Genomic DNA, 20945 nt, shown 5'->3' on the forward strand with positions numbered 1-20945 from the left:
TGTACCCTCCATCTAAATAGTTTTCTCTAAAAAGAGGGAACACACGCATGTGTTCCCTACTCATTCATTATGGATATCAATTACCTTTAACTTGGTTCATTACTTCGTCCGCAAAGTTTTCTTCACGTTTTTCGATTCCTTCACCAACTGCATAACGTGTAAATTCTTTTAATGTACCACCAGTTGATTTCACGAAGTCGCCTACTTTTTGATCGGAGTTTTTAACGAATGCCTGATCAAGAACACATACCTCTTCGAAGAACTTACCGATACGACCTTCAACCATTTTTGCTACGATGTTTTCAGGTTTACCTTCGTTAAGCGCTTGTTCTGTAAGGATTTTGCGTTCATGTTCAACTTCTTCAGTAGAAACTTGATCACGTGAAACGTATTTCGGATTCAAAGCTGCAACGTGCATAGCAACATCTCTCGCTGCGTCAGCATCTGTTGTTCCTTCAACAATTGCAAGAACGCCAATACGTCCGCCCATATGAAGATATGGACCGAATGCATCTTCATCTGTTTTTGTACGGATTTCAAAACGACGAAGCGTCAATTTTTCACCGATTTTTGCGATTGCATTTGAAATATGATCAGCAACAGTCAAGCCGTTTTCCATTTTCATTGCCAGTGCTTCTTCGACTGATGCGGGTTTATTCGTAAGAAGGAAATCAGCTAGTTCTCTTACTAGTGTTTGGAAACCTTCGTTTTTTGCAACGAAATCTGTTTCAGCATTCACTTCAAGTAGGATTGCTTCGTTTCCTTCGATATGGATGAAAGTTGTTCCTTCAGCTGCGATACGGTCAGCTTTTTTTGCAGCACTTGAAAGTCCTTTTTCGCGTAGGAAGTCAATTGCAGCTTCCATGTCTCCATTTACTTCTGTTAATGCTTTTTTGCAGTCCATCATTCCTGCACCAGTTTTTTCACGTAATTCTTTTACCATTTGTGCTGTAATTGTCATTTAAAATTCCTCCTCTATATGTGTTACATGTTAAAGGTCTTTTTCTCTAAAAAAGACGATAAGGGTGTGGGCCGCTTATCGTCTCTTGATTTACTGTAATTACTCTGCAGCTACTGTTTCTTCTTCAGTCATCTCTTCGTCTTCGCCTTGTCGAGATTCCATCAAAGCATCAGCCATTTTACTTGTCAAAAGACGTACTGCGCGGATTGCATCGTCATTCGCTGGAATGATAAAATCAATTTCATCCGGATCACAGTTTGTATCAACAATTCCAACTAGTGGAATATGCAATTTGATTGCTTCTGCTACAGCGATACGTTCTTTGCGTGGGTCAACAACGAACATAACGTCTGGTAGAGCCTTCATATCACGAATTCCGCCTAAGAATTTTTCAAGACGTTCGTGTTCTTTATTTAGTTTCCCTACTTCTTTTTTAGGAAGTACTTCGAATGTACCGTCTTCTTCCATACGTTCGATTTGTTTCATACGGGAAACACTTTTTTGGATTGTGCCGAAGTTTGTAAGTGTTCCGCCGAGCCAGCGTTGGTTGATGTAATACATTCCAGCGCGTTCAGCTTCTTCTTTAATAGCATCCTGTGCTTGTTTTTTTGTACCAACGAATAGGACTTTCCCACCGTCAGCACCAACTTGGCGCATGAATGCATAAGCTTCTTCAAGTTTCTTCACTGTTTTTTGAAGATCGATGATGTAGATACCGTTACGTTCTACGAAGATGAATTTCTTCATTTTCGGGTTCCAACGGCGCGTTTGGTGTCCGAAGTGTACACCTGCTTCAAGCAGTTGTTTCATTGAGATTACTGACATTTACAATTCCTCCTGTTTGGTTTGATTCCTCCGTGCATTTCATCCGATGGAGCGACCTTTCGGCACCTTCTCCTTCGTCCAAGCACGTGTGTAGTAATACCGTTTTTTAATATACCATGCTACATTTCTTTTTGCAACAAATTTCATCTAAACTTAAGTATTAACTCGACTTCTGTAAGACCTTTGTCTAGTTTTTTCGCGATTTCTTCAGTAGTTAGTCCCTCATCGTGTAGTTGGATCGCTTTGGAATGATCATCTTCCGGTACTTTCGGAATTGCTGCTGTTTTATATGATTTCAGCGCTTTTCTCATTGGGGTTGTCGGTTTGTTCATGCGGATTTCTACTGCCGGCTCCGAGACCGGCAGTTTAACAATTCCGGTGTCAGGTAGCGTGTCATCGTTTGTAGATGCTTCATTCAGCGGAGAAGAAAGACGTTCAATTAATCTTTCATTCTCATCTTTTATTTCCGCTAAGTACGCACCAATTGAATCGTCCATTTCCGTCATCAGCTTTCGCTGCTTTTTCTCCAAGTCGTCAAACTTGGTTATTTTGGTATACAGAATTGCCATAAAGTAAAAACCGATAATTTGCAGTAAAAATAGTATGATTAATAAGGTCCAGATCATTTCGGTTCCCCTGTAAAGTCTACGAACGCACCCTTATATGGATGCACCGTTTTCTTTTCCTCTTCTATATGTTGGTTGTCTGCTTTTTTATTCTGTTCGTTTTGATTTCCTTTACCATTTGCATCCGCTTCTGCATACTTTTCCATTTCTAAAACGGTTTCACCATTTTTTAATGCTTGTTTTTCGGTTAATAGATTTGCAGCGTCCTGGTTTAATTGGATTTGCTGCTGTTTGTGTTCAGAAATTCTTCCTGCCTCGACTGTTTTTGGGTTAGCAATTTGAAGTTCAATCAATTTCAGGCTCATAATAACCCTCCATCAATTATTTCAGGTAATAATAATTTTCGAAGTTTAAATAGAGCTTTTGAATGGATTTGGGAAATTCGGGACGTGGAGAGGCAGAGGATTACACCAATTTCCGTTAATGTCATCTCTTCTGTATAAAAGAGCGAGAGTACAAGTTGTTCATTTTTATTCAGTTCTTTGATTTTTGTTGTCAATTCTCCAACCAATTCACCCATCATTGTTTTTTGTTCAGGCGTCCTGGTCTCTTCATCTTTAATAACGAATGAGCTTTGACTTTCATCGTCATCATCATGTATCTTTTCATCAATCGATAAAACATGTGAAAAGTAATGCTCATGAACAGTTTGATAGACTTCCTCAACATCCATCCCAATATGATCAGCGATTTCTTCCGGCGCCGCATGCCGTTGAAGCTTTTGTTCAAGCCTAGCTATTTCCTCATCAAGTTTTTTGGATTTTTCTCGTGATGAACGTGGCAGCCAGTCTTCTTTCCGTAAACCGTCAATAATCGTTCCACGAATCCTGAATGATGCATATGTATCAAATTTAAGTGCTCGACCCGGGTCGAATTTCGTTAATGCATCAAAGAGACCTTGCAGGCCAAGACTCATGATATCATCTCGAGAAACACTACGTGGCAATCCTGAACTGATTCGTTGTACATGATAGGTGACAAGTGGTGTGTAGCGTAGGACTAACATATCCCCTGCTTCAGGATCCCGGTCTTCGATCCATCGATTCCAATAAACAGTATCCTCCACCATCTCGGATTTTGACATCGAATCCCTCACTTTCCATGATGATTCCTTCGTTCATATATAGTCCAAGTATAGCAAATAAGCGCGAATAAAGGCGACTGAATTGATCAGTCGCCTTATATTTTTTGGATTTCAGTTCTATATATTAATTCAACGTATGTACTTTGGCTTTTCATATCTCTTTTGTGCCTAAGTTTACAGTTCTGACATGCAAAATAGCCGTCAATGGGTCAAACTCAATCGTTCGACCACTTGCACCACCTGTGTCTTCAGCAATAAGCGGAATAGAGAGTCGTTTCAATTCCTGTTTTACAGCTTCCACGTTCCGCGGTCCGATACGGATTGTATCACTTGAACCGAACTGAAACATTTGTGAACCACCAGCTATTTTGGCCTTCAATGACATCGGTCTGACGCCTTCAGCCTTGAGTAATTCCATAAGCGCGTAAACACCTGTGTCCGCAAACTTTGCAACTGCCACTTTATCCGATTTACCAAGACTCGAATCCGGTAGCATAACATGTAATAGGCCCGCAACTTTTTTAGTTTCGTCATACAATATGACGCCAACACAAGAACCGAGACCCGACGTCCGTATCGTATCCGGTTGTTTAACAATATCCATATCCGCAATTCCTACCCGTACAATTTGACTTGTCGAATCCATCTTATAAGACACCCAGCGAACGGAAGATACTTATGTATGATGATGGGTCCGGCAACAGGAAGAAATGACCGTCTATACTGGAGCTACCTTCCTCCCCGTCTTCACGGATTTTAGTGTCAATTACGATAACTTCGTCACTATATTGGGATACTTCTATTAAACCAAAGCTAACAATTGCACCTACCATATCCACGCTTAGTGAAGGAACTGTTGGATATATTTTTAAACCCGTGAAGTCGGACAATGCAGATAAATAAGAACCAGAAAGAATATTACCTAGTTCCTGCATTGCAGAAACGCCCATGTCGGACAAGGACGAACTGTTAAAATCGAAAGTATCATCACTAATCAATTTCCGGATAAAATGATTCGCAGATTCAAGCGGCAGGACAAAAAACATGCTGCCTGACAAGTCACCTTCAATTCGAAGGAAAATACCGGCAACAATTTTTTCCGCTCCGCCCGCTAAATCAAACATTCCTTCAAAAGAGACGAGTTCAACTTTTGGAACATACATATCAATTTTACGATTCAATAGTTGTGACATAGAAGTTGCTGCATGCGCTGCTCCGATATTACCGATTTCTTTAAGAACATCCAAGTGCATATCAGAAATTGGAATTTTAAAACTCATCTGTTCTCACTCGGTTCACAGGCTCAAGAACTTTATGGAGATTCAGCAATAGAAGCAGGCGTCTTTCCACTTTTGCAACGCCTGATATGAAGTCCGATTTAACGGAACCAACAACTTCTGGTTGCGCCTCTATGGATTCGACCGGTATATCGAGTACATCGTTGGCAGCATCGACGATTAGACCGACATCATACTCCACAAGGGAGATAATTAAAATTCGCGTACTATCCGTATAGTCATCAACCACCATACCAAAACGTTCACGCAAATCAACGATAGGTGTAACGACACCCTTCAAATTAATAACTCCTTTAATATAAGAGGGCATTTTCGGAACGCGTGTAACCGAAAGTAATTTCTCAATCGACTGAACAACATCTACACCAATCGCATATTCTTTGTCCATTAATTGGAAAACGATCACTTTCTTATCTGTTTGCTGTGCTATTTCCGTCATGGTTTTCATCCCCTTCTATTTAATTAAAGAATTGCAGTCCACGATGAGAGCAACTTGTCCGTCACCTAAAATGGTCGCACCAGAAATCGCAAACACATTGTTCAAGTAATCCCCTAACGATTTCAATACGATTTCTTGTTGTCCAATGAATGAATCTACAACAAGTCCCGCAAGCTTATCGCCTTTACGAACAATTACTACGGATTGCAGATCGTCCGTGGGTTCACCTTGCGTTTCCATCTCAAAGATTGCTTTTAAATTAACGAGCGGTACAATACTGCCACGTAAATCTATAACTTTCTGATTATGTGCATTCATAATATCTGAAGTCTTGATAATTGCCGTTTCGATTATCGATGAAAGCGGGATTGCGTATACTTCATCTTTAAGTTCCACAAGCATTACGGAAATGATTGACAATGTTAAGGGAAGCTGTACTTGGAACAACGACCCTTGTCCCTCTTTGGATTTGATTGTAATAAAACCACCAAGTGACTCGATGGTACTTTTCACAACATCAAGTCCAACACCTCTACCCGATACATCGGAAATTTTTTCAGCTGTTGAAAATCCTGTCGCAAGTATAAGTTCTGCAACTTGGCGATTTGTTAATGTTTCAGCTGTTTCCGGCGTTAAAATGCCATTTGATATCGCTTTAGCGATTACTTTTTTTCGATTCACGCCCGCTCCATCATCTTCAAGTTCAATAAATACATGATTTCCTGAATGATAAGCTCGCAATGTGATTGTTCCTTCTTCAGGCTTCCCTGCTGCTAACCGTTCCGCGGGGCTTTCAATACCATGGTCAAGCGCATTGCGGATCAAGTGGACAAGAGGATCACCGATTTCATCGATGACTGTGCGGTCCAGTTCTGTCTTTGCACCAACAATGTCGAGATCCACTTTCTTATCCAAATCCCGTGCAAGCTGTCTAACCATTTTCGGGAAACGGTTGAATACAGTTTCAACAGGAATCATGCGCATGTTGAGGATAATTCCTTGTAAATCACCGGATACACGCGTGATGCTTTCTACGGTTTCAGTTAGTGCAGGATTATGTAGTTCACTTGAAATCGACTGTAGACGACCCCTATCAATTATCAATTCTTCAAATAGATTCATCAAAACGTCAAGACGTTCAATATTTACACGAATTGTTTTAGTAGAAGGGTGGGATATACCAGAGCGTTTTTCTATATCAGGTTCTATTTCTTTTTTGCCGGCTGTCGTCGGAGTATTAACTGCCACGTCATTTGTAGTTTGTTTGTTGTCGATAAAGCCATGATCCGAAATCGGATTTATTGTTACAGATTCGATTTCGGATACTTTCATTATTTTTGCTTGAAGGGTATCCCTGTCTTCTTTTGTAAGAAGTGCGATTGAAAATTGTTCATCGAAATTTTCATTCTCCAGTTGTTCAACATGAGGTTGCGATTTAATGATTTCCCCCGTCTTTTCAAGAATCTCAAAAACCATGAAGACTCGGGCGGCTTTTAACAGGCAATCTTCCCGTAATTGTATGGTAATTTCATAAGCATAGTAACCTTGCTCAAAAGATTGTGAGATAACCGTCGTTTCAAAATCATCATAGTGTAAAGTCGTTTGATTATTTTTAATAACTTCATCAACAACGGTTGAAGCTGTTTCAGAGACCGCTGTTAAAATCGCTGAACGACCCGCTTCAATTGCATTCAGTGACTTGACTAGCTCGCTTACATCCTTTTTACCCGTTCCTCCGGATTCGATATCTACAACCATTTCTTCTAGATAATCGACCGCTCTAAATACTACATCAAGTATTTCCGAAGTAACACGGATTTTAGCATTGCGAATTGCATCAAGTACATTTTCCATCATATGTGTCAATGAAGCGATGTCATCAAAGCCCATTGTCGCAGACATCCCTTTTAATGTGTGGGCAGATCTGAATACCTCATTTACAATACCTAAATCATCTGGATTTTTTTCTAGTTCCAACAAGTGTTCGTTGCATGCTTGAAGATGTTCTTTACTTTCTTCAATGAACATGTCCATATACTGATTTGTATCCATCATGACGCCCCCTTTAAGACTTTATGAGATCCATAATTACCTCTGCTATATGTTGTACATCTACGACCTCATCCGCAAGGCCGGCCTCTACAATTGATTTGGGCATCCCGTATACGACTGCCGTTGTTGCTGATTCAGCAATTGTTACTGTTCGACCATTCTTTTTCAACAGTTCAGTGCCTTTCTTCCCATCATAGCCCATCCCTGTCATGATAATCGTCAAAAAATTCAAGTCTGCAATTCGGGAAGCCGATTCGAGTAATACATCTACGGAAGGTCGATGCCCCATACGAGGGCTTTCGGTTTCATCCAAATGTACTGCATAGGTCATGCCTGTCTTTCTCATTGTTAGATGCTTTCCACCCGGAGCAATGTAAGCCACTCCATTTACAATCGGTTCACCTTCTTCCGCTTCCTTTACGGCAATATCACTAAGACCATTCAACCGATTTGCGAGCGACTTTGTGAATCCAGGCGGCATATGTTGTACGATTAGAATCGGCGCTTTTATCGTTGCAGGCAATTGGGTAAGCACTTCTTGTAGTGCTCTTGGACCACCTGTCGATGTACCTATTATAACAAAAGTCTTTTCTGTTTTGGTAATTTTATCTTTTAAGCAATCAATCCTTGGGGATGATTTGTGAACTATAGGTATTACCACTTCTTGTTTCACCGGCGGATTAGCAAGGGTCGACGTAATTTGTCTTCTACTAGAAATTTGACGAGTTAGATTGGAAACACGTACACCGGCAGCTACGGCAACCTTCTTTACAATTTCATCCTTTACTTCATAAAGATTAAGTGAAATTGCGCCACCTGGTTTTGCAACGAAATCGACTGCGCCGTATTCCATCGCAAGCATGGTGTTTTCTGCACCGATCCTTGTTGTACTTGAAAGCATGACGACCGGTGTTGGATGCTTTTCCATGATTTCTTGCAATGCCTCTAAACCATTCATAATCGGCATTTCTATATCCATCGTTATGACATCCGGTTTCAATTCCGCTACTTTCTCAATAGCAACTTTACCATTTCGAGCTGTTCCAATTACTTCAATATTAGGGTGGCTCATCAGGAAATCTGAAATAAGTTTTCGCATGAAGGCTGAATCATCCACAACGAGAGCTCTTTTCACTTTGCCCGTCTTCAACTTATACACGCCCTTTCGTAAACATAGTTCTCAATTTACCAAGGAAGCCCTCTCCCTTTTTTTCGTCATCCGTACTAATTCCTGAAAATGAATAAGCAATTGCCATCATCCTCTTTGAAATAGGAGCATTTGGATATAAAAGAACAAATGGCTTCTGCGCGACAACAGCCTTATGCACGACCGGGTCCTCCGGAAGGAATCCAAGGATAGTCGTCTCTTTCAACAAAAATTTCCGCATTGCATATTGGAGTCTTGTAACTGATTCGTTTCCATCGTCCTCTTTCATAACCCGGTTACTAACAAGATGAAACATTTTATCAGAATCTTGAAGATAAATGAATTTCATCATTGAATAAGCATCCGTAATCGATGTTGGCTCGGACGTTGAAATAACGATAATTTCATCCACAGATACAATTAGTTCAATTGCACGTTGTGTAGCTCCTGCACCCATATCAAAAAGGAGAATGTCATATTCCTTTTGAAGGTGTTCAAAAGCCTGGATTAGTTTACTGAACATATCTTCGGACCACTCCATTACCGAATCTAGACCGGAACCACCGGATATAAAAGATACCCCCTCAGGTGTTTCATTAACAACATCACTCAGATTCTTACTACCAGCCAAATAGTCTTTTAAACTATATTTGGAAGATACACCGAGCAGAATATGAATATTACCCATTCCGATGTCCATATCAATAATGAGTACTTTTTTACCTTGTAACGTAAGTGCATGCGCAAAGTTCGTCGAAAAATTGGATTTCCCAACACCGCCTTTACCACTAACAATTGCAACCGATTTTGCAAGGGTTCCCCTCGACTTTAGCATCTTGAGTCTGAGTGCTTCTGCCTGATCACGCATCATATACACCTTTTAACAACAAATCAATGACTGCACTTGAAGTTGCTTCCGTTATGTCTTCAGGCACCTCTTGTCCATCTGTGTAATATGCAGTGCCAATGGAATAGTCTTTCATTAGATTAAACATGGGGCCAAATGAACTCGTTTCGTCCATTTTCGTGAAGATGAATTTCTCAATTGGAAAAACATGGAACTGTTCGATAATTATTTTCATATCTTCTTCCTTTGAAGTCATGGATAGAACGAGGAATGATTCCATATCAAGTGAGAAATCTATTAGTTTTGTTAAGTCATCTACGAACTTTGTTTCTTTGTAATTGCGACCAGCAGTATCGATGAAAATAAGATCTCTGTCATCCAGTTTTTTTATCGCCTTATCAAAGTCTTCCTGATTATAAGCAATTTCCACAGGCGCTTGAAGTAAGTTCGCGTATGTACGGAGTTGCTCGATAGCTGCAATCCGATACGTGTCGGTAGTGATGAATCCGACTTTCCGTTTCTTTTCGAGAAGAGCTCTAGCTGCGATTTTCGCTATTGTTGTTGTTTTCCCGACACCGGTAGGGCCGAGAACATTAATGTATTTCTTTGTGAAGGATATTCCGCCGAACGGTAAATCGCCTATTTCATGTTCTAGTGATTTCTTTACAATATCCAGTTGCTCAGTAAAAGTGAAGTCTTTTTTCTCCATTTTCATCCGATTATAAATCGTATCCCCAAGCTCCGCGATATGGATTTCTGATAGATTTTGTTTTTTCAAATAGCTAAGTAAAGGCTGCATATCCTCCGGAAAATGTGCTGCATTTGTTGTACGACGCATATCTGACAACATCTTTTTCATTTCGGACATTTCTTTTTTTAATTCCGTTGACGCCCCATTTCCGTTTTCTTCACGGGTAGGTGTCAATGTATCAACAACTTTTTGGGATTGAACAGTCGGTTCATCAAATCCTGCGACGACTTCCACTGATTTCTTTTTAAAAAGACCCATAAAGCCTTTCGTTTTCACAACGTTTGAACTTAAAATTATAGCTTCTTCACCGAAATCCAAGCGGACTTTCTTCATGGCATTGACCATGGTGTCCGCAGTATAGCGTTTCATTTTCATTAAATATCCACCACCCCGACACTCTGTACTTCAATAGAAGCTTCGAGTTCATTGTATGACAATACTGGAATCTGTGGAAAGTATCGTTCCGTTATTTGTCTTAAATACATCCGTGTTGCTGGAGAACAAAGAATAACGGGTGACTGATCCAGTAGCGCCACTCGCTCTATCTCTCTTGCAATCGACTCCAGTATTTCCTGTGATTGGCTTGGATTGATTGATAGGAAATTGCCTTGTTCAGTCTGCTGGATATTATCCGCTAACAGTTTTTCGACTTTTCCTGATACAGTGAGTACTTTAAGCGATTGTCCGCTAGTCGCATATTGGTTCGTAATTTGTCTCGCGAGTGCTTGCCTTACGTATTCTGTTAAGACATCCACGTCTGATGTGTATTTAGAGTAGTCAGCCAATGTTTCAAAGATAATTGGTAAATTTCTGACCGAAACATGTTCAGATAACAGTTTGGCAAGTACTTTTTGAATCTCTCCAACCGATAATGGTGTCGGTGTTAGTTCGTCAACAAGGATTGGGTATGTTTCCCTGATATGATCGATCAATTGCTTCGTTTCTTGTCTGCCAATCAATTCCGCTGCATTTGCACGAATTACTTCAGTTAAATGCGTTGAAACGACGCTTGGCGGATCTACAACCGTGAAACCAAGGATCTCTGCATCCTCTTTCACATCTTCTGTAATCCATTTCGCTGGTAGGCCAAAAGAAGGTTCAATTATGTCGATTCCTTCTATTGAATCTTCCCCGCCTGGACTCATCGCAAGATAATGGTCAAGAAGAAGTTCTCCTCTTGCCATTTCACTTCCCTTTATTTTGATACGGTACTCATTCGGTTGGAGTTGGATGTTATCCCGAATACGAACGACTGGGATAACAAGTCCCAATTCAATGGCTAGTTGTCTCCTAATCATAACCACACGATCAAGGAGATCGCCTCCTTGTTGTACATCAACAAGGGGAATAAGCCCGTAACCAAACTCAAATTCAATGGGGTCGACATTTAAAAGGTTGACGACATTCTCGGGACTTTTCAATCCATCCGTCTCAACTTCCTCTTCCATTTCCAGCAGTTCTTTTGGATCTTCTACATCTTTCCGTGACATCATGAACGCACCAATAGCGAGAGCCGCGGCGATTGGGATCGTCAAGATATCATTGATAGGCGTAGCGAGGCCGAGTAAAAAGATTGTAACAGCTGCTACATATAACAATTTAGGTTGACCAAGTAGCTGCTTCGTAATGTCTGTACCTAAGTTACCTTCAGATGCTGCACGTGTGACGACAATACCTGTCGCAGTTGAAATAAGCAGGGCAGGTATTTGGGAAACGATTCCGTCACCGACCGTAAGCTGGCTGAAGAGCATGGCTGCTTCTGCAAACGGGAGCCCCATTTGTACAACACCGATAATCATCCCTACAAGTAAATTGATGATTACGATAATGATACCCGCTATTGCATCCCCTTTAACGAATTTTGTAGCCCCATCCATCGCGCCGTAGAAGTCGGCTTCATTGCTTACTTTTTCTCGACGAGTTCGTGCGTCTATTTCAGAAATCATACCTGCATTCAAGTCAGCATCGATACTCATCTGTTTCCCTGGCATCGCATCGAGCGTGAAACGAGCTGCAACTTCAGAAACTCGTTCAGCCCCTTTCGTGATGACGATGAACTGAATAATAATAAGGATAACGAAGACGACAAGTCCGACCACGGCGTTCCCGCCAGTTACAAATGTACCGAACGTTTCAACAACGCCACCTGCATCTCCATTACTTAAAATCGCCCGTGTTGTCGAAACGTTAAGACCTAAGCGAAATAAAGTAAGTAAGAGCAATAATGATGGAAATATTGAAAACTGCAACGCCTCCTGCATATTCATGGACGTTAGCAAAACCATCAATGCAAGTGTGATATTGATGATGATCAGAAAACTTAGTAACCAAGTGGGTAGTGGGATGACAAGCATCGCAACAATCAAGATGACTGATGCGAGTACGCCTATATCTCTGAACTGCATGTCATCCCTACTTTCTTAAAATCAAATTTTGCGTTGTATCCGGTATACGTACGCAAGTATTTCGGCAATGGCCTTGAAAAATTCATCCGGTATTCGACCGCCAATTTCCACCTGATCATATAAAGATCTAGCTAGTGGTCTATTTTCAACCATTACAACTTCATGTTCTTTTGCGATTAGTTTAATTTTCTGTGCTACGAAATCGACGCCTTTTGCGACGACTACAGGTGCATCCATATCTCCATCATCGTATTTTAATGCAATTGCATAATGCGTCGGATTTGTAATGACGACATCCGCGTTAGGAACTTCCTGCATCATTCGACGCATGGCCATTTCCCGTTGACGCTGTTTAATACGTGATTTAATAATCGGATCCCCTTCACTGTTTTTATGTTCATCCTTAATATCCTGTTTGGACATCTTGAGATTCTTTTCATAGTCAAATTTCTGGTAAATAAAATCAAGTAGTGAAATGAACAACAACACGAAAGATGCGGTAATACCCATCATCGCGGCTAATTGACCAATTGTGGTCAGCGTGTCCCATGGGCTTTTAAAAGCTAGTCCAAGTACTTTATCAATATTTGTAATGAGTATTAAAGTAGTAACTGAGCCGATAAATGAAATCTTTAACATCGACTTCATTAATTCAACAATAGCTCGCATTGAAAAAATTCGTTTTACCCCTTTTATAGGGTCAATTTTCTTCAAATCGAATTTCAACGGTTCAGCTGTGAACAATAGGCCGAACTGCATTAGATTCCCAGCAATTCCGGCAACCATAGCGACAAGCATAACGGGTAAAAGAAGAAATGCCATCTGAACCAATACATCAGTATAAATAAGCATTGTAGAATCTGCATCAAGTGTAACTATAGGTATGTATTGCGTAAACGCTTGCGTAAAGAAAACGAAAAATCGGTCCCTCATAAATCCCGACGCAAAGAACAGGAAGAGGAACACAGCTAACAGAACAATTGCACTGGTGACATCCTGGCTTTTTAAGACTTGTCCTTTTTTCCGGGAATCTTCCCGCTTTTTCGGTGTGGCCTTTTCAGTCTTCTCCCCTGCAAAGAACTGCAAATCAAGTTTCAACATCAAGTTAGCCACCTCCTAGAAGCATCATCAGATTCCGCATACTGATAATCATAAACTCAAATAATTCTTGCATGACAGCAACCATCACGCCCATCACGATAAATAGCACAATGAAACTAACACCTATTTTGATGGGGAATCCGACTACGAAAATATTCAGCTGCGGAACGGCCCTTGCAGTAATACCAAGTGCCAAGTCAACAAGGAATAACGTAGCAACAATCGGAATCGACATTTGGAATGCAATGCCGAATGCCTTCGCAAATGTTTTGATAACTAACTCGACAACCCGTTCATCGCCGAATGCTGGCCATAACTGATCAAGCGGCATAAACTGATAGCTGTAAAAGACGCCATCAAGCAACATATGATGACCGTTAAGCGCAAGCAACAACAAAATAGCTAGAGAATTAAAAAACTGACCCATAAGTGGTGATTGTGCACCGGTTTGCGGGTCAATGACGTTTGCAATCGCAAACCCCATTTGGAAATCGATGAATCCACCAGCAATCTGTATAGCAGCCATGATAATATAGGCGATAATCCCAATTGCCAATCCTACCATTGCCTCTTTCATAACTAGTAAAATATAGGCTCCATCAATTGTAAGTTCCGGAACTTCAATTGTGTACACCATCATCCATGCAATCAATGCCCCAAAAATAATACGTTGTGTAGTCGGAATTGCCTTATAGGAAAATAACGGAAGTGTTACAAAAAATGCAGTAACGCGGGTCAATATAAGTAAGTAAGCCGCTAGAGAAGGTATCAATTCTTCCATTCAATCACCCGACATACCGTGTAAGATTTTCGAAAATATCAGCTGCAAAATTTGTTACTTTTGACAACATCCATGGTCCAAAAAAAATAATGCCTACAAATACAGCAACAATTTTCGGGACGAATGCGAGTGTTTGTTCTTGAATCTGTGTCGTGGCTTGAAATATACTGACGGCAAGCCCCGTTACAAGCGCAATAATAAGGAGGGGTCCCGACGTCAAAAGGATGACCCAAACTGCACGTTCTGCTATGGCAACCACCATTTCACCTGTCAATTAAACCCCTCCTAAAAACTTTGCAGCAATGACTTGATAATCAAATACCAGCCATCCACAAGAACAAATAATAATATTTTGAATGGCAATGATATCATTACCGGCGGTAACATCATCATCCCCATTGACATTAGTACACTTGCTACAATCATATCAATAACAAGAAATGGAATGAATATCATGAAACCCATTTGAAATGCAGTTTTTATCTCACTCAATGCAAAAGCCGGAACAAGCATTGTGAGCGGAATATCTTCAAGCTTTTCCGGCGTATCTGCCTTGTTGTATTTGAGAAATAACTCCAAATCCTTTTGTCGCGTATATTTACTCATAAACTCTTTAAACGGGATACTAGCTTTGTCATACGCTTCATCCAACGTGATTTCATCAGCAAACAAAGGGGTAAGCGCCGTCTCATTCACTTGTTGAAATGTCGGTGCCATTATAAAAAATGTTAAAAAAAGAGCAAGACCGACAATAACTTGGTTTGGAGGCATTTGTTGTGTAGCAAGTGCCGTCCTAACGAAGGATAGGACAATGACAATGCGAGCAAATAAAGTCATTAGAATGAGGATGGCTGGCGCTAACGATAAAACAGTCAAAAGAAGCATCATTTTAATGGATGTCGAAACATTGGATGCTTCGCTATCCGAAAAAAACTGCATAAAATCATTCATCTTTAGTCTGCTCCTTTTCCGTCAAACGACCAATCTGTTTCTTCCTCTCCTCTTTCATCTCATTGAGTTTCGAATTGAATAGACTTCCAAAGTCAGTCGTCTTTTTTATCGGCTCTACTTGCTTTTTCTTGTTTGAGCCGGCGATTTTAGAAAGAACCAGATCTAACATTCCACCTGGTAGCTGTTTATCATCTTCATCATAAAAGTCAGTAAGTCTTTCAATCTCTGCCGGATCTGTAATTTCTTTCAAGAGACGAATATCATCCCCTACTCCTATCAAGAAATAACTTTCACCCACAACGACGAGTTGCATGGACTTATGCTGACCAAGCGAAACACCACCCATATTTTTCATAAGCCGGTTTTTATCATACATCCGATTTTTGCGATTTATAAATTTCAGAAGTGCAAATAATAATCCAATGACAAACAGTAAAGCGAAAAATGTTTTTATGTAATCCCATGCCGTCAAACCGACAGCTACCTCATCATTTGAATGATCGGAAGCCGGCATATCACTTTCTTTTTCAGTTACTTTCTTTTCACCGCAGCCTTTTCCAGAATCCAGACAATCGGACACCGTGCGATTTGGATCCGCGCTAGCCAAGACAGGTGTTGGTGTGTAGCTTGCTATAAAAACAAATACTAGAAGAACGGATAGCCATGTGTAAATAACCGATACCTTCATTAGATAATTATCCTAATGCTTTTTCGATTGCTTCAACAACGCGGTCTGCTTGGAACGGTTTGACGATGAAGTCTTTTGCACCCGCTTGGATTGCATCAATAACCATTGCTTGTTGGCCCATTGCTGAACACATGATAATCATTGCAGATGGGTCTTTTTCTTTAATTTTTTTCAATGCCGTAATTCCATCCATTTCAGGCATCGTTATATCCATTGTGACAAGATCCGGTTTTAACTCCATGTACTTTTCAACAGCTTGGGCGCCATCTGCTGCCTCACCAACTACTTCAAAACCATTTTTCGTTAAAATATCTTTCACCATCATCCGCATGAATGCGGCGTCATCCACTATTAAAATACGTCTTCCCATTTCCATTACCTCCAAAGTTCTATCTTAAATTTTTCAGTCTGTCTGATTGACTCAGAATATCTGTAATCCGAACACCGAAGTTTTCGTCAATTACAACAACTTCGCCAAAAGCAATTGGTCGATTGTTGACAAGAATATCAACGGGTTCGCCTGCAAGCTTGTCCAATTCAATGATTGAACCACTTGACATTTCCAGTATTTCCTTAATCGAACGTTTCGCACGTCCAAGTTCCACTGTTACGTGTAACGAAATATCAAGAAGTAAATTCAAATTATTCGATTCACCTTGACTTAGTGCGGGATTTTCAAAACTGGCAAACTGTGCTTGCTGTACATGGACCTGCGGCTGAGCTGGACGCGTTCGCTCTTGCTGTTGTGGTGCAGCCTGTTGTTGCAGATTCTGATGGTTTGCCGAACTTTGTTGCGGCTCTTGATGTACCATTTCTTGTTGTTTAGGAGATTGTTGCACAGGCGGCGCCATTTCAGCCACCGCTGCTGCCTCAGCTTCCGCATTTCCGCCAAGAAGTGTTACAACAAGGTCCTTACCAAAAGTTAATGGAAGCAATTGCATAATATTCGAGTCAATCAAATTTCCAACCTTCAAATTGAATGATACACTAATTAACAATTCGTGTTCAGGAATATTTTCTCTTCCCTGATCTTCTTGGACATCAATCAGATCAATTGATGGCGGGGAAATGTCAACTCGTTTATTAAAGACTGTTGACATTGACGTTGCAGCTGACCCCATCATTTGATTCATCGCTTCTTGAACAGCGCTTAAATGGATATCGCCAAGACTTCGATCTGGGTCGGACCCATCTCCTCCTAGCATTAGATCTGCAATGATTGATGCATCGTCTTGCTTAATAACAAGGAGGTTCATCCCACTTAATCCTTCAGTATAGTTAACTTTGCAAGCAACATAGGGATGTGTGAAATCATTTTCCAACTTATCCTTATCCACAATTGAAATTCTCGGCGTTGTGATTTCCACTTTTTGTCCCAGAAGTGCAGACAAAGCAGTAGCTGCACTACCAAAAGATATGTTCCCAATTTCACCCAGTGCATCTTTTTCCATTTCGTCCAAATAGTCATCTGTATTCAATTTTTCAGTAGATGGGGGTAAGATCTCTTCGCTTTGCAAAGGTTCACCTCGTAATAGCGCTTCGATTTCCTCTTGTGAAAGTATATTATCACTCATCATCTTCATCCCCTCCAATCAATGTCTCAATAATTTGTACGGCCATCCTACTTTTGAGTTGTCCCGGCTGTGCTGTGAATTTAGGTATGTCCCCAATTTTAATAGTAAGTGGATCATCCACTTTCCGATCAAGCGATAAGACATCACCTTTTTGAAGGTATAGAAAATCCTCAACCGTCATACGCCCGGTTCCCAGTTCTGCCACTATCGGTAGCTGCGTTTGTTTCAACCGTTTCTCCAATTGCATACTTTGATTTGAAGTTGGCTCTTTTTTATTGGTTTGCATCCAATAGCGAACAGATAGACTCGGCACGATAGGTTCAAGGACAACATGCGGAATACAGATGTTAATCATTCCGCTTGATTCCCCGATAATTATATTAAACGAAATAACAACGACTGTTTCATTCGGCGAAACCATTTGTAAGAATTGTGGATTCACCTCTATTTCTTTTAGAAAAGGATTGATATCCGTAATGCCAGCCCATGCTTCTCGTAAATTATCGAACGACCTCTCAAAAAGGTTGGTCATAATTTTCATTTCAATTTCAGTTAAATTATCGACCTTACCAGGAATTTCCCCAACACCACCCATTAATCGATCAAGCATTGAGTACGCGATGTTCGGATTCACTTCCATTAAAATATTCCCTTCAAGCGGCGGTACTTCGAAGATATTTATCAACGTCATATTAGGTATCGAACGGATAAATTCTTCGAAAGGAATCTGATCGACCGAAGCGACGTTTAGTTGGACATACGTTCGAAGTTGAGCCGAAAAGTACGTTGTTAATAGCCTAGCAAAGTTTTCATGAATCCGTGTAAGACTTCGAATCTGATCTTTTGAAAATCGAAGGGCACGTTTAAAATCGTACACTTTAATCTTTTGGGTCCCCTCTTCTTGCTTCATGTCATCTGCCGACATTTCCCCAGTCGATAACGCGGATAATAATGCGTCAATCTCATTTTGGGATAAGATATCCCCGGACATTTGGTCACCTCCCAATTATAAAATTGTTGCTGTTGTTTACTGAATAATATACGACGTAATATACACCCTCTTCACTTTACCTTTTTGCATAAGCGGATTGAGGTATGACTTCAAGGCATCTTCAAAAGCCTGTTTACCCGCCTTGCCTTCCAGATCTTTTGCCGACATCTCGGATAGTTCCTGTATGACGATGTTTTTCACTTGGAATTCCCGTTTCGCAAGTTCCTCTGCCGCTTTCTTATTCTCCGTTTGGATTTTCAATGAAATGCGGATGAACTGCCTTCCTCCGAGATTCGTCGTAATCTCGGGGACATCAACAGATGATTCAATAATTTCATCAATTGACGGTTCCTCCGTTTCTGCATCACCTTTGTTCAATTGCATAACGAGGATTAGTGCAATAACTCCGACAAGCGTTATACAAACTAGGATAATGAGTGAAATGGTCAACATTTTATTCTTCATCTTCTTCACCCCGTAAATGAGGATTTGATAGTAACTGGACCGCCTTATAAAATTCGATGATTCGGCTGTTGACTTCCTCCGCCGGATCAAGAACAACATATTTCGAACCCGTCGTCAGGGTAATCGTCGTGTCAGGGAATGACTCAACTTTTTCTATGTACAAAGCGTTCAATGTGAACGCCGTACCATTCAGTCGTTTAACGTGTATCATATGAAAGGGGCCGGGCACAGAGCCGGCCCGACCCTCCTTTTCTTAAGAAGCTATGGTTGGTATTTTAGTAGGGCGCCAGATACTGATATCCATTTGCGTACATCTGCAAATTGTGGTTGCACCTGGCATCCTATATTATCGTTTCAAGTTGACAAGTTCTTGCAATATTTCATCGGAAGTCGTGATGATTCGTGTATTTGCTTGGAAACCACGTTGTGCCACGATCATTTCCGTGAATTCTTCAGATAAATCGACGTTGGACATTTCTAGGAAACCTGATTCCATCGTACCAAATCCTTGATCAAGTGCAAAACCAATTAATGCATCACCGGAGTTTGCAGATTCACGGAACAAGTTTCCGCCTGTTTTATCAAGTCCACCTGGGGCTGAGAACTTTGCCATTTGAATTCGGCCTGCTTCTTGAAGCGATGCTTTATTATCTGACATTACCTTATCGAAAACATTTTTAGCTGTATTGTAAGGTCCGCGAAGCGGGGCTAACACACCTTTAGCAGCAGAAACATCAGCTGTAGCATTTACCTCCGCAGCTAAAGCTAATGTTTCCGCAGCTTGAGCTGCTGCTATCTCTACAGCATCTGGCGGAACCACAGCCTGAGCTTTTTTCAAATCTGCTTGAGCTTTTTTCACATCTACTTCCGCTTTTTTCAAAGTAGCTTCAGCTGTATTCAATATCTTTTCAGCATCTTTGAATTTCTTTTCAATCGGATTAAATATTACTTCTGCAGCTTCAATTTTAGCAGCACCACCTGGTGGTAAATCAACAAAATAAACAGTTCCATCTTGACCTACTGACATAGAAGATGCCGTGGTCGGTATCGTAATTTTCCCCAGTTCACCTTGGACATATCTTCCGTCACCATCAACTAGGTCCCCACTGCTATCCATATAAAAATTCCCTGCTCTTGTATACATCGTTTCATTGCCTTCCTTCACTTGAAAGAATCCATCACCTGAAATAGCAAGGTCTAATGTATTCCCTGTAAACTGTGTTGACCCCCCCAAGTGTATTGTATCAATCGATGCAATTTGGGATCCAAGTCCAACTTGTTTCGGGTTTACCCCCCCACGTGCTTCCCCTGGTCCTGATGCACCTGCCACTGTTTGTGAAATCAAGTCTTTAAAAATGACCCGGCCTTTTTTAAATCCGTACGTGTTGACGTTTGCGATATTGTTACCAATCACATCTAGTTTTGTTTGGAAGTTTTTTAGTCCCGAGATTCCCGAGTACATTGAGCGTAACATATATATTTTTCCCCTCTCGATTTTAAAAAGTGTATCTGCTTCATTCAGTCGGCAGATAATTGGCATCCATTAGGTCCTGCCACGTTTAACTAAGTACGATTGTGCCGTCGATATTTGTGAATAATTGATCTTTCGCTTCCATACGATCCATCGCCGTGATGACCGTCGAGTTCTTTGCGCTGACAATTAGTGCTGCTTGGTCCATCAGTACGAGCGATTCTTTGATTCCCTTCATCTTCGCTTCGTTGACCTTATCCTTGATGTGTGCCCATTCGGCATCCGAAATTTGGATGCTCCGTTCCGCTAAACGTTCGCTTGCATGTTTGCTGATTTTAAGTTCAGCAGGTTGCATTGCCTTGTTCAGATGTTCGAGAAACGATTGTTTGGGGCCATCTTGCACAGGCTGTAAAGGCTGTCCTTGGCGAATGAGCGGTTGCGATGGAGTGCGATGGATAGTTAACTTGTCCATACACTCGCTCCTTTCG

25 protein-coding genes are annotated in these 20945 nt (G+C 40.9%); all 25 read right to left on the bottom strand.

What is annotated here, in order from left to right; all coding sequences use genetic code 11:
* Window positions 1-76: 76 nt before the first annotated feature.
* Window positions 77-961 (bottom strand): translation elongation factor Ts, encoded by an 885-nt coding sequence (gene tsf, locus FILTAD_RS11460; RefSeq protein ID WP_124070897.1) that lies wholly within the window; start codon window positions 959-961, stop codon window positions 77-79.
* A gap of 99 nt (window positions 962-1060) precedes the next feature.
* Window positions 1061-1786: a 30S ribosomal protein S2 gene (rpsB, locus tag FILTAD_RS11465; protein ID WP_124070898.1), complete on the bottom strand. Its 726-nt coding sequence runs from the start codon at window positions 1784-1786 to the stop codon at window positions 1061-1063.
* 143 nt (window positions 1787-1929) lie between these two features.
* Entirely contained in the window at window positions 1930-2412 is a 483-nt protein-coding gene (locus FILTAD_RS11470; protein WP_124070899.1) for a DUF6115 domain-containing protein, read from the bottom strand.
* A complete protein-coding gene (locus FILTAD_RS11475) occupies window positions 2409-2717 on the bottom strand; it encodes a hypothetical protein (protein ID WP_124070900.1) in 309 nt (102 codons plus the stop codon). Before FILTAD_RS11475 ends, FILTAD_RS11470 begins: the two co-directional genes overlap by 4 nt.
* Complete coding sequence (locus tag FILTAD_RS11480; RefSeq protein WP_124070901.1) at window positions 2714-3496, bottom strand: FliA/WhiG family RNA polymerase sigma factor; 783 nt, start codon at window positions 3494-3496, stop codon at window positions 2714-2716. Before FILTAD_RS11480 ends, FILTAD_RS11475 begins: the two co-directional genes overlap by 4 nt.
* 151 nt (window positions 3497-3647) lie before the next feature.
* The gene (locus tag FILTAD_RS11485) at window positions 3648-4142 is read right to left on the bottom strand and encodes a chemotaxis protein CheD (protein ID WP_124070902.1); all 495 of its coding nucleotides are present in this window, start codon (window positions 4140-4142) and stop codon (window positions 3648-3650) included.
* Window position 4143: 1 nt separating this feature from the next.
* On the bottom strand, window positions 4144-4776 hold the full coding sequence (locus FILTAD_RS11490) for a chemotaxis protein CheC (protein WP_124070903.1): 633 nt from the start codon (window positions 4774-4776) through the stop codon (window positions 4144-4146).
* Window positions 4766-5233: a chemotaxis protein CheW gene (locus tag FILTAD_RS11495; RefSeq protein WP_124070904.1), complete on the bottom strand. Its 468-nt coding sequence runs from the start codon at window positions 5231-5233 to the stop codon at window positions 4766-4768. The genes FILTAD_RS11490 and FILTAD_RS11495 overlap by 11 nt, the downstream gene beginning before the upstream one ends.
* Before the next feature lie 15 nt (window positions 5234-5248).
* Window positions 5249-7285 (bottom strand): chemotaxis protein CheA, encoded by a 2037-nt coding sequence (locus FILTAD_RS11500; RefSeq protein WP_124070905.1) that lies wholly within the window; start codon window positions 7283-7285, stop codon window positions 5249-5251.
* A gap of 13 nt (window positions 7286-7298) precedes the next feature.
* Window positions 7299-8384, bottom strand: coding sequence for a protein-glutamate methylesterase/protein-glutamine glutaminase (locus tag FILTAD_RS11505; protein ID WP_415579216.1), 1086 nt, complete (start codon window positions 8382-8384; stop codon window positions 7299-7301).
* Between the two features lie 52 nt (window positions 8385-8436).
* Window positions 8437-9303, bottom strand: coding sequence for a MinD/ParA family protein (locus FILTAD_RS11510; RefSeq protein WP_238988230.1), 867 nt, complete (start codon window positions 9301-9303; stop codon window positions 8437-8439).
* Window positions 9293-10405, bottom strand: coding sequence for a flagellar biosynthesis GTPase FlhF (gene flhF, locus FILTAD_RS11515; RefSeq protein WP_124070907.1), 1113 nt, complete (start codon window positions 10403-10405; stop codon window positions 9293-9295). The genes FILTAD_RS11510 and flhF overlap by 11 nt, the downstream gene beginning before the upstream one ends.
* The gene (flhA, locus tag FILTAD_RS11520) at window positions 10405-12435 is read right to left on the bottom strand and encodes a flagellar biosynthesis protein FlhA (protein ID WP_124070908.1); all 2031 of its coding nucleotides are present in this window, start codon (window positions 12433-12435) and stop codon (window positions 10405-10407) included. The genes flhF and flhA overlap by 1 nt, the downstream gene beginning before the upstream one ends.
* Window positions 12436-12456: 21 nt before the next feature.
* Window positions 12457-13536 (bottom strand): flagellar biosynthesis protein FlhB, encoded by a 1080-nt coding sequence (gene flhB, locus FILTAD_RS11525; protein ID WP_124071225.1) that lies wholly within the window; start codon window positions 13534-13536, stop codon window positions 12457-12459.
* A 4-nt stretch (window positions 13537-13540) separates the two neighbouring features.
* The gene (gene fliR, locus FILTAD_RS11530) at window positions 13541-14317 is read right to left on the bottom strand and encodes a flagellar biosynthetic protein FliR (RefSeq protein WP_124070909.1); all 777 of its coding nucleotides are present in this window, start codon (window positions 14315-14317) and stop codon (window positions 13541-13543) included.
* Between the two features lie 4 nt (window positions 14318-14321).
* Window positions 14322-14591 carry a flagellar biosynthesis protein FliQ gene (gene fliQ, locus FILTAD_RS11535; RefSeq protein WP_124070910.1) on the bottom strand — a complete coding sequence of 90 codons (270 nt, stop codon included), beginning with the start codon at window positions 14589-14591 and terminating at the stop codon, window positions 14322-14324.
* Between the two features lie 11 nt (window positions 14592-14602).
* Window positions 14603-15268, bottom strand: coding sequence for a flagellar type III secretion system pore protein FliP (gene fliP, locus FILTAD_RS11540; RefSeq protein WP_124070911.1), 666 nt, complete (start codon window positions 15266-15268; stop codon window positions 14603-14605).
* Window positions 15261-15956, bottom strand: a complete 696-nt coding sequence (locus tag FILTAD_RS11545) for a flagellar biosynthetic protein FliO (protein ID WP_124070912.1) — start codon at window positions 15954-15956, stop codon at window positions 15261-15263. Before FILTAD_RS11545 ends, fliP begins: the two co-directional genes overlap by 8 nt.
* Window positions 15957-15963: 7 nt before the next feature.
* A complete protein-coding gene (locus FILTAD_RS11550; protein ID WP_124070913.1) occupies window positions 15964-16326 on the bottom strand; it encodes a response regulator in 363 nt (120 codons plus the stop codon).
* Window positions 16327-16345: 19 nt separating this feature from the next.
* The gene (gene fliY / locus FILTAD_RS11555) at window positions 16346-17530 is read right to left on the bottom strand and encodes a flagellar motor switch phosphatase FliY (protein ID WP_124070914.1); all 1185 of its coding nucleotides are present in this window, start codon (window positions 17528-17530) and stop codon (window positions 16346-16348) included.
* The gene (gene fliM, locus FILTAD_RS11560; protein WP_124070915.1) at window positions 17523-18521 is read right to left on the bottom strand and encodes a flagellar motor switch protein FliM; all 999 of its coding nucleotides are present in this window, start codon (window positions 18519-18521) and stop codon (window positions 17523-17525) included. The genes fliY and fliM overlap by 8 nt, the downstream gene beginning before the upstream one ends.
* Before the next feature lie 36 nt (window positions 18522-18557).
* On the bottom strand, window positions 18558-18986 hold the full coding sequence (fliL, locus tag FILTAD_RS11565; RefSeq protein ID WP_124070916.1) for a flagellar basal body-associated protein FliL: 429 nt from the start codon (window positions 18984-18986) through the stop codon (window positions 18558-18560).
* The gene (locus tag FILTAD_RS11570) at window positions 18976-19197 is read right to left on the bottom strand and encodes a flagellar FlbD family protein (RefSeq protein ID WP_124070917.1); all 222 of its coding nucleotides are present in this window, start codon (window positions 19195-19197) and stop codon (window positions 18976-18978) included. The genes fliL and FILTAD_RS11570 overlap by 11 nt, the downstream gene beginning before the upstream one ends.
* A 135-nt stretch (window positions 19198-19332) precedes the next feature.
* Window positions 19333-20460, bottom strand: coding sequence for a flagellar hook-basal body complex protein (locus FILTAD_RS11575; RefSeq protein ID WP_124070918.1), 1128 nt, complete (start codon window positions 20458-20460; stop codon window positions 19333-19335).
* A gap of 85 nt (window positions 20461-20545) precedes the next feature.
* The gene (locus tag FILTAD_RS11580) at window positions 20546-20929 is read right to left on the bottom strand and encodes a TIGR02530 family flagellar biosynthesis protein (protein ID WP_124070919.1); all 384 of its coding nucleotides are present in this window, start codon (window positions 20927-20929) and stop codon (window positions 20546-20548) included.
* Window positions 20930-20945: the final 16 nt, after the last annotated feature.

Origin of the sequence: Filibacter tadaridae (assembly GCF_900609045.1) — a bacterium.
GTDB classification, from domain to species: domain Bacteria; phylum Bacillota; class Bacilli; order Bacillales_A; family Planococcaceae; genus Sporosarcina; species Sporosarcina tadaridae.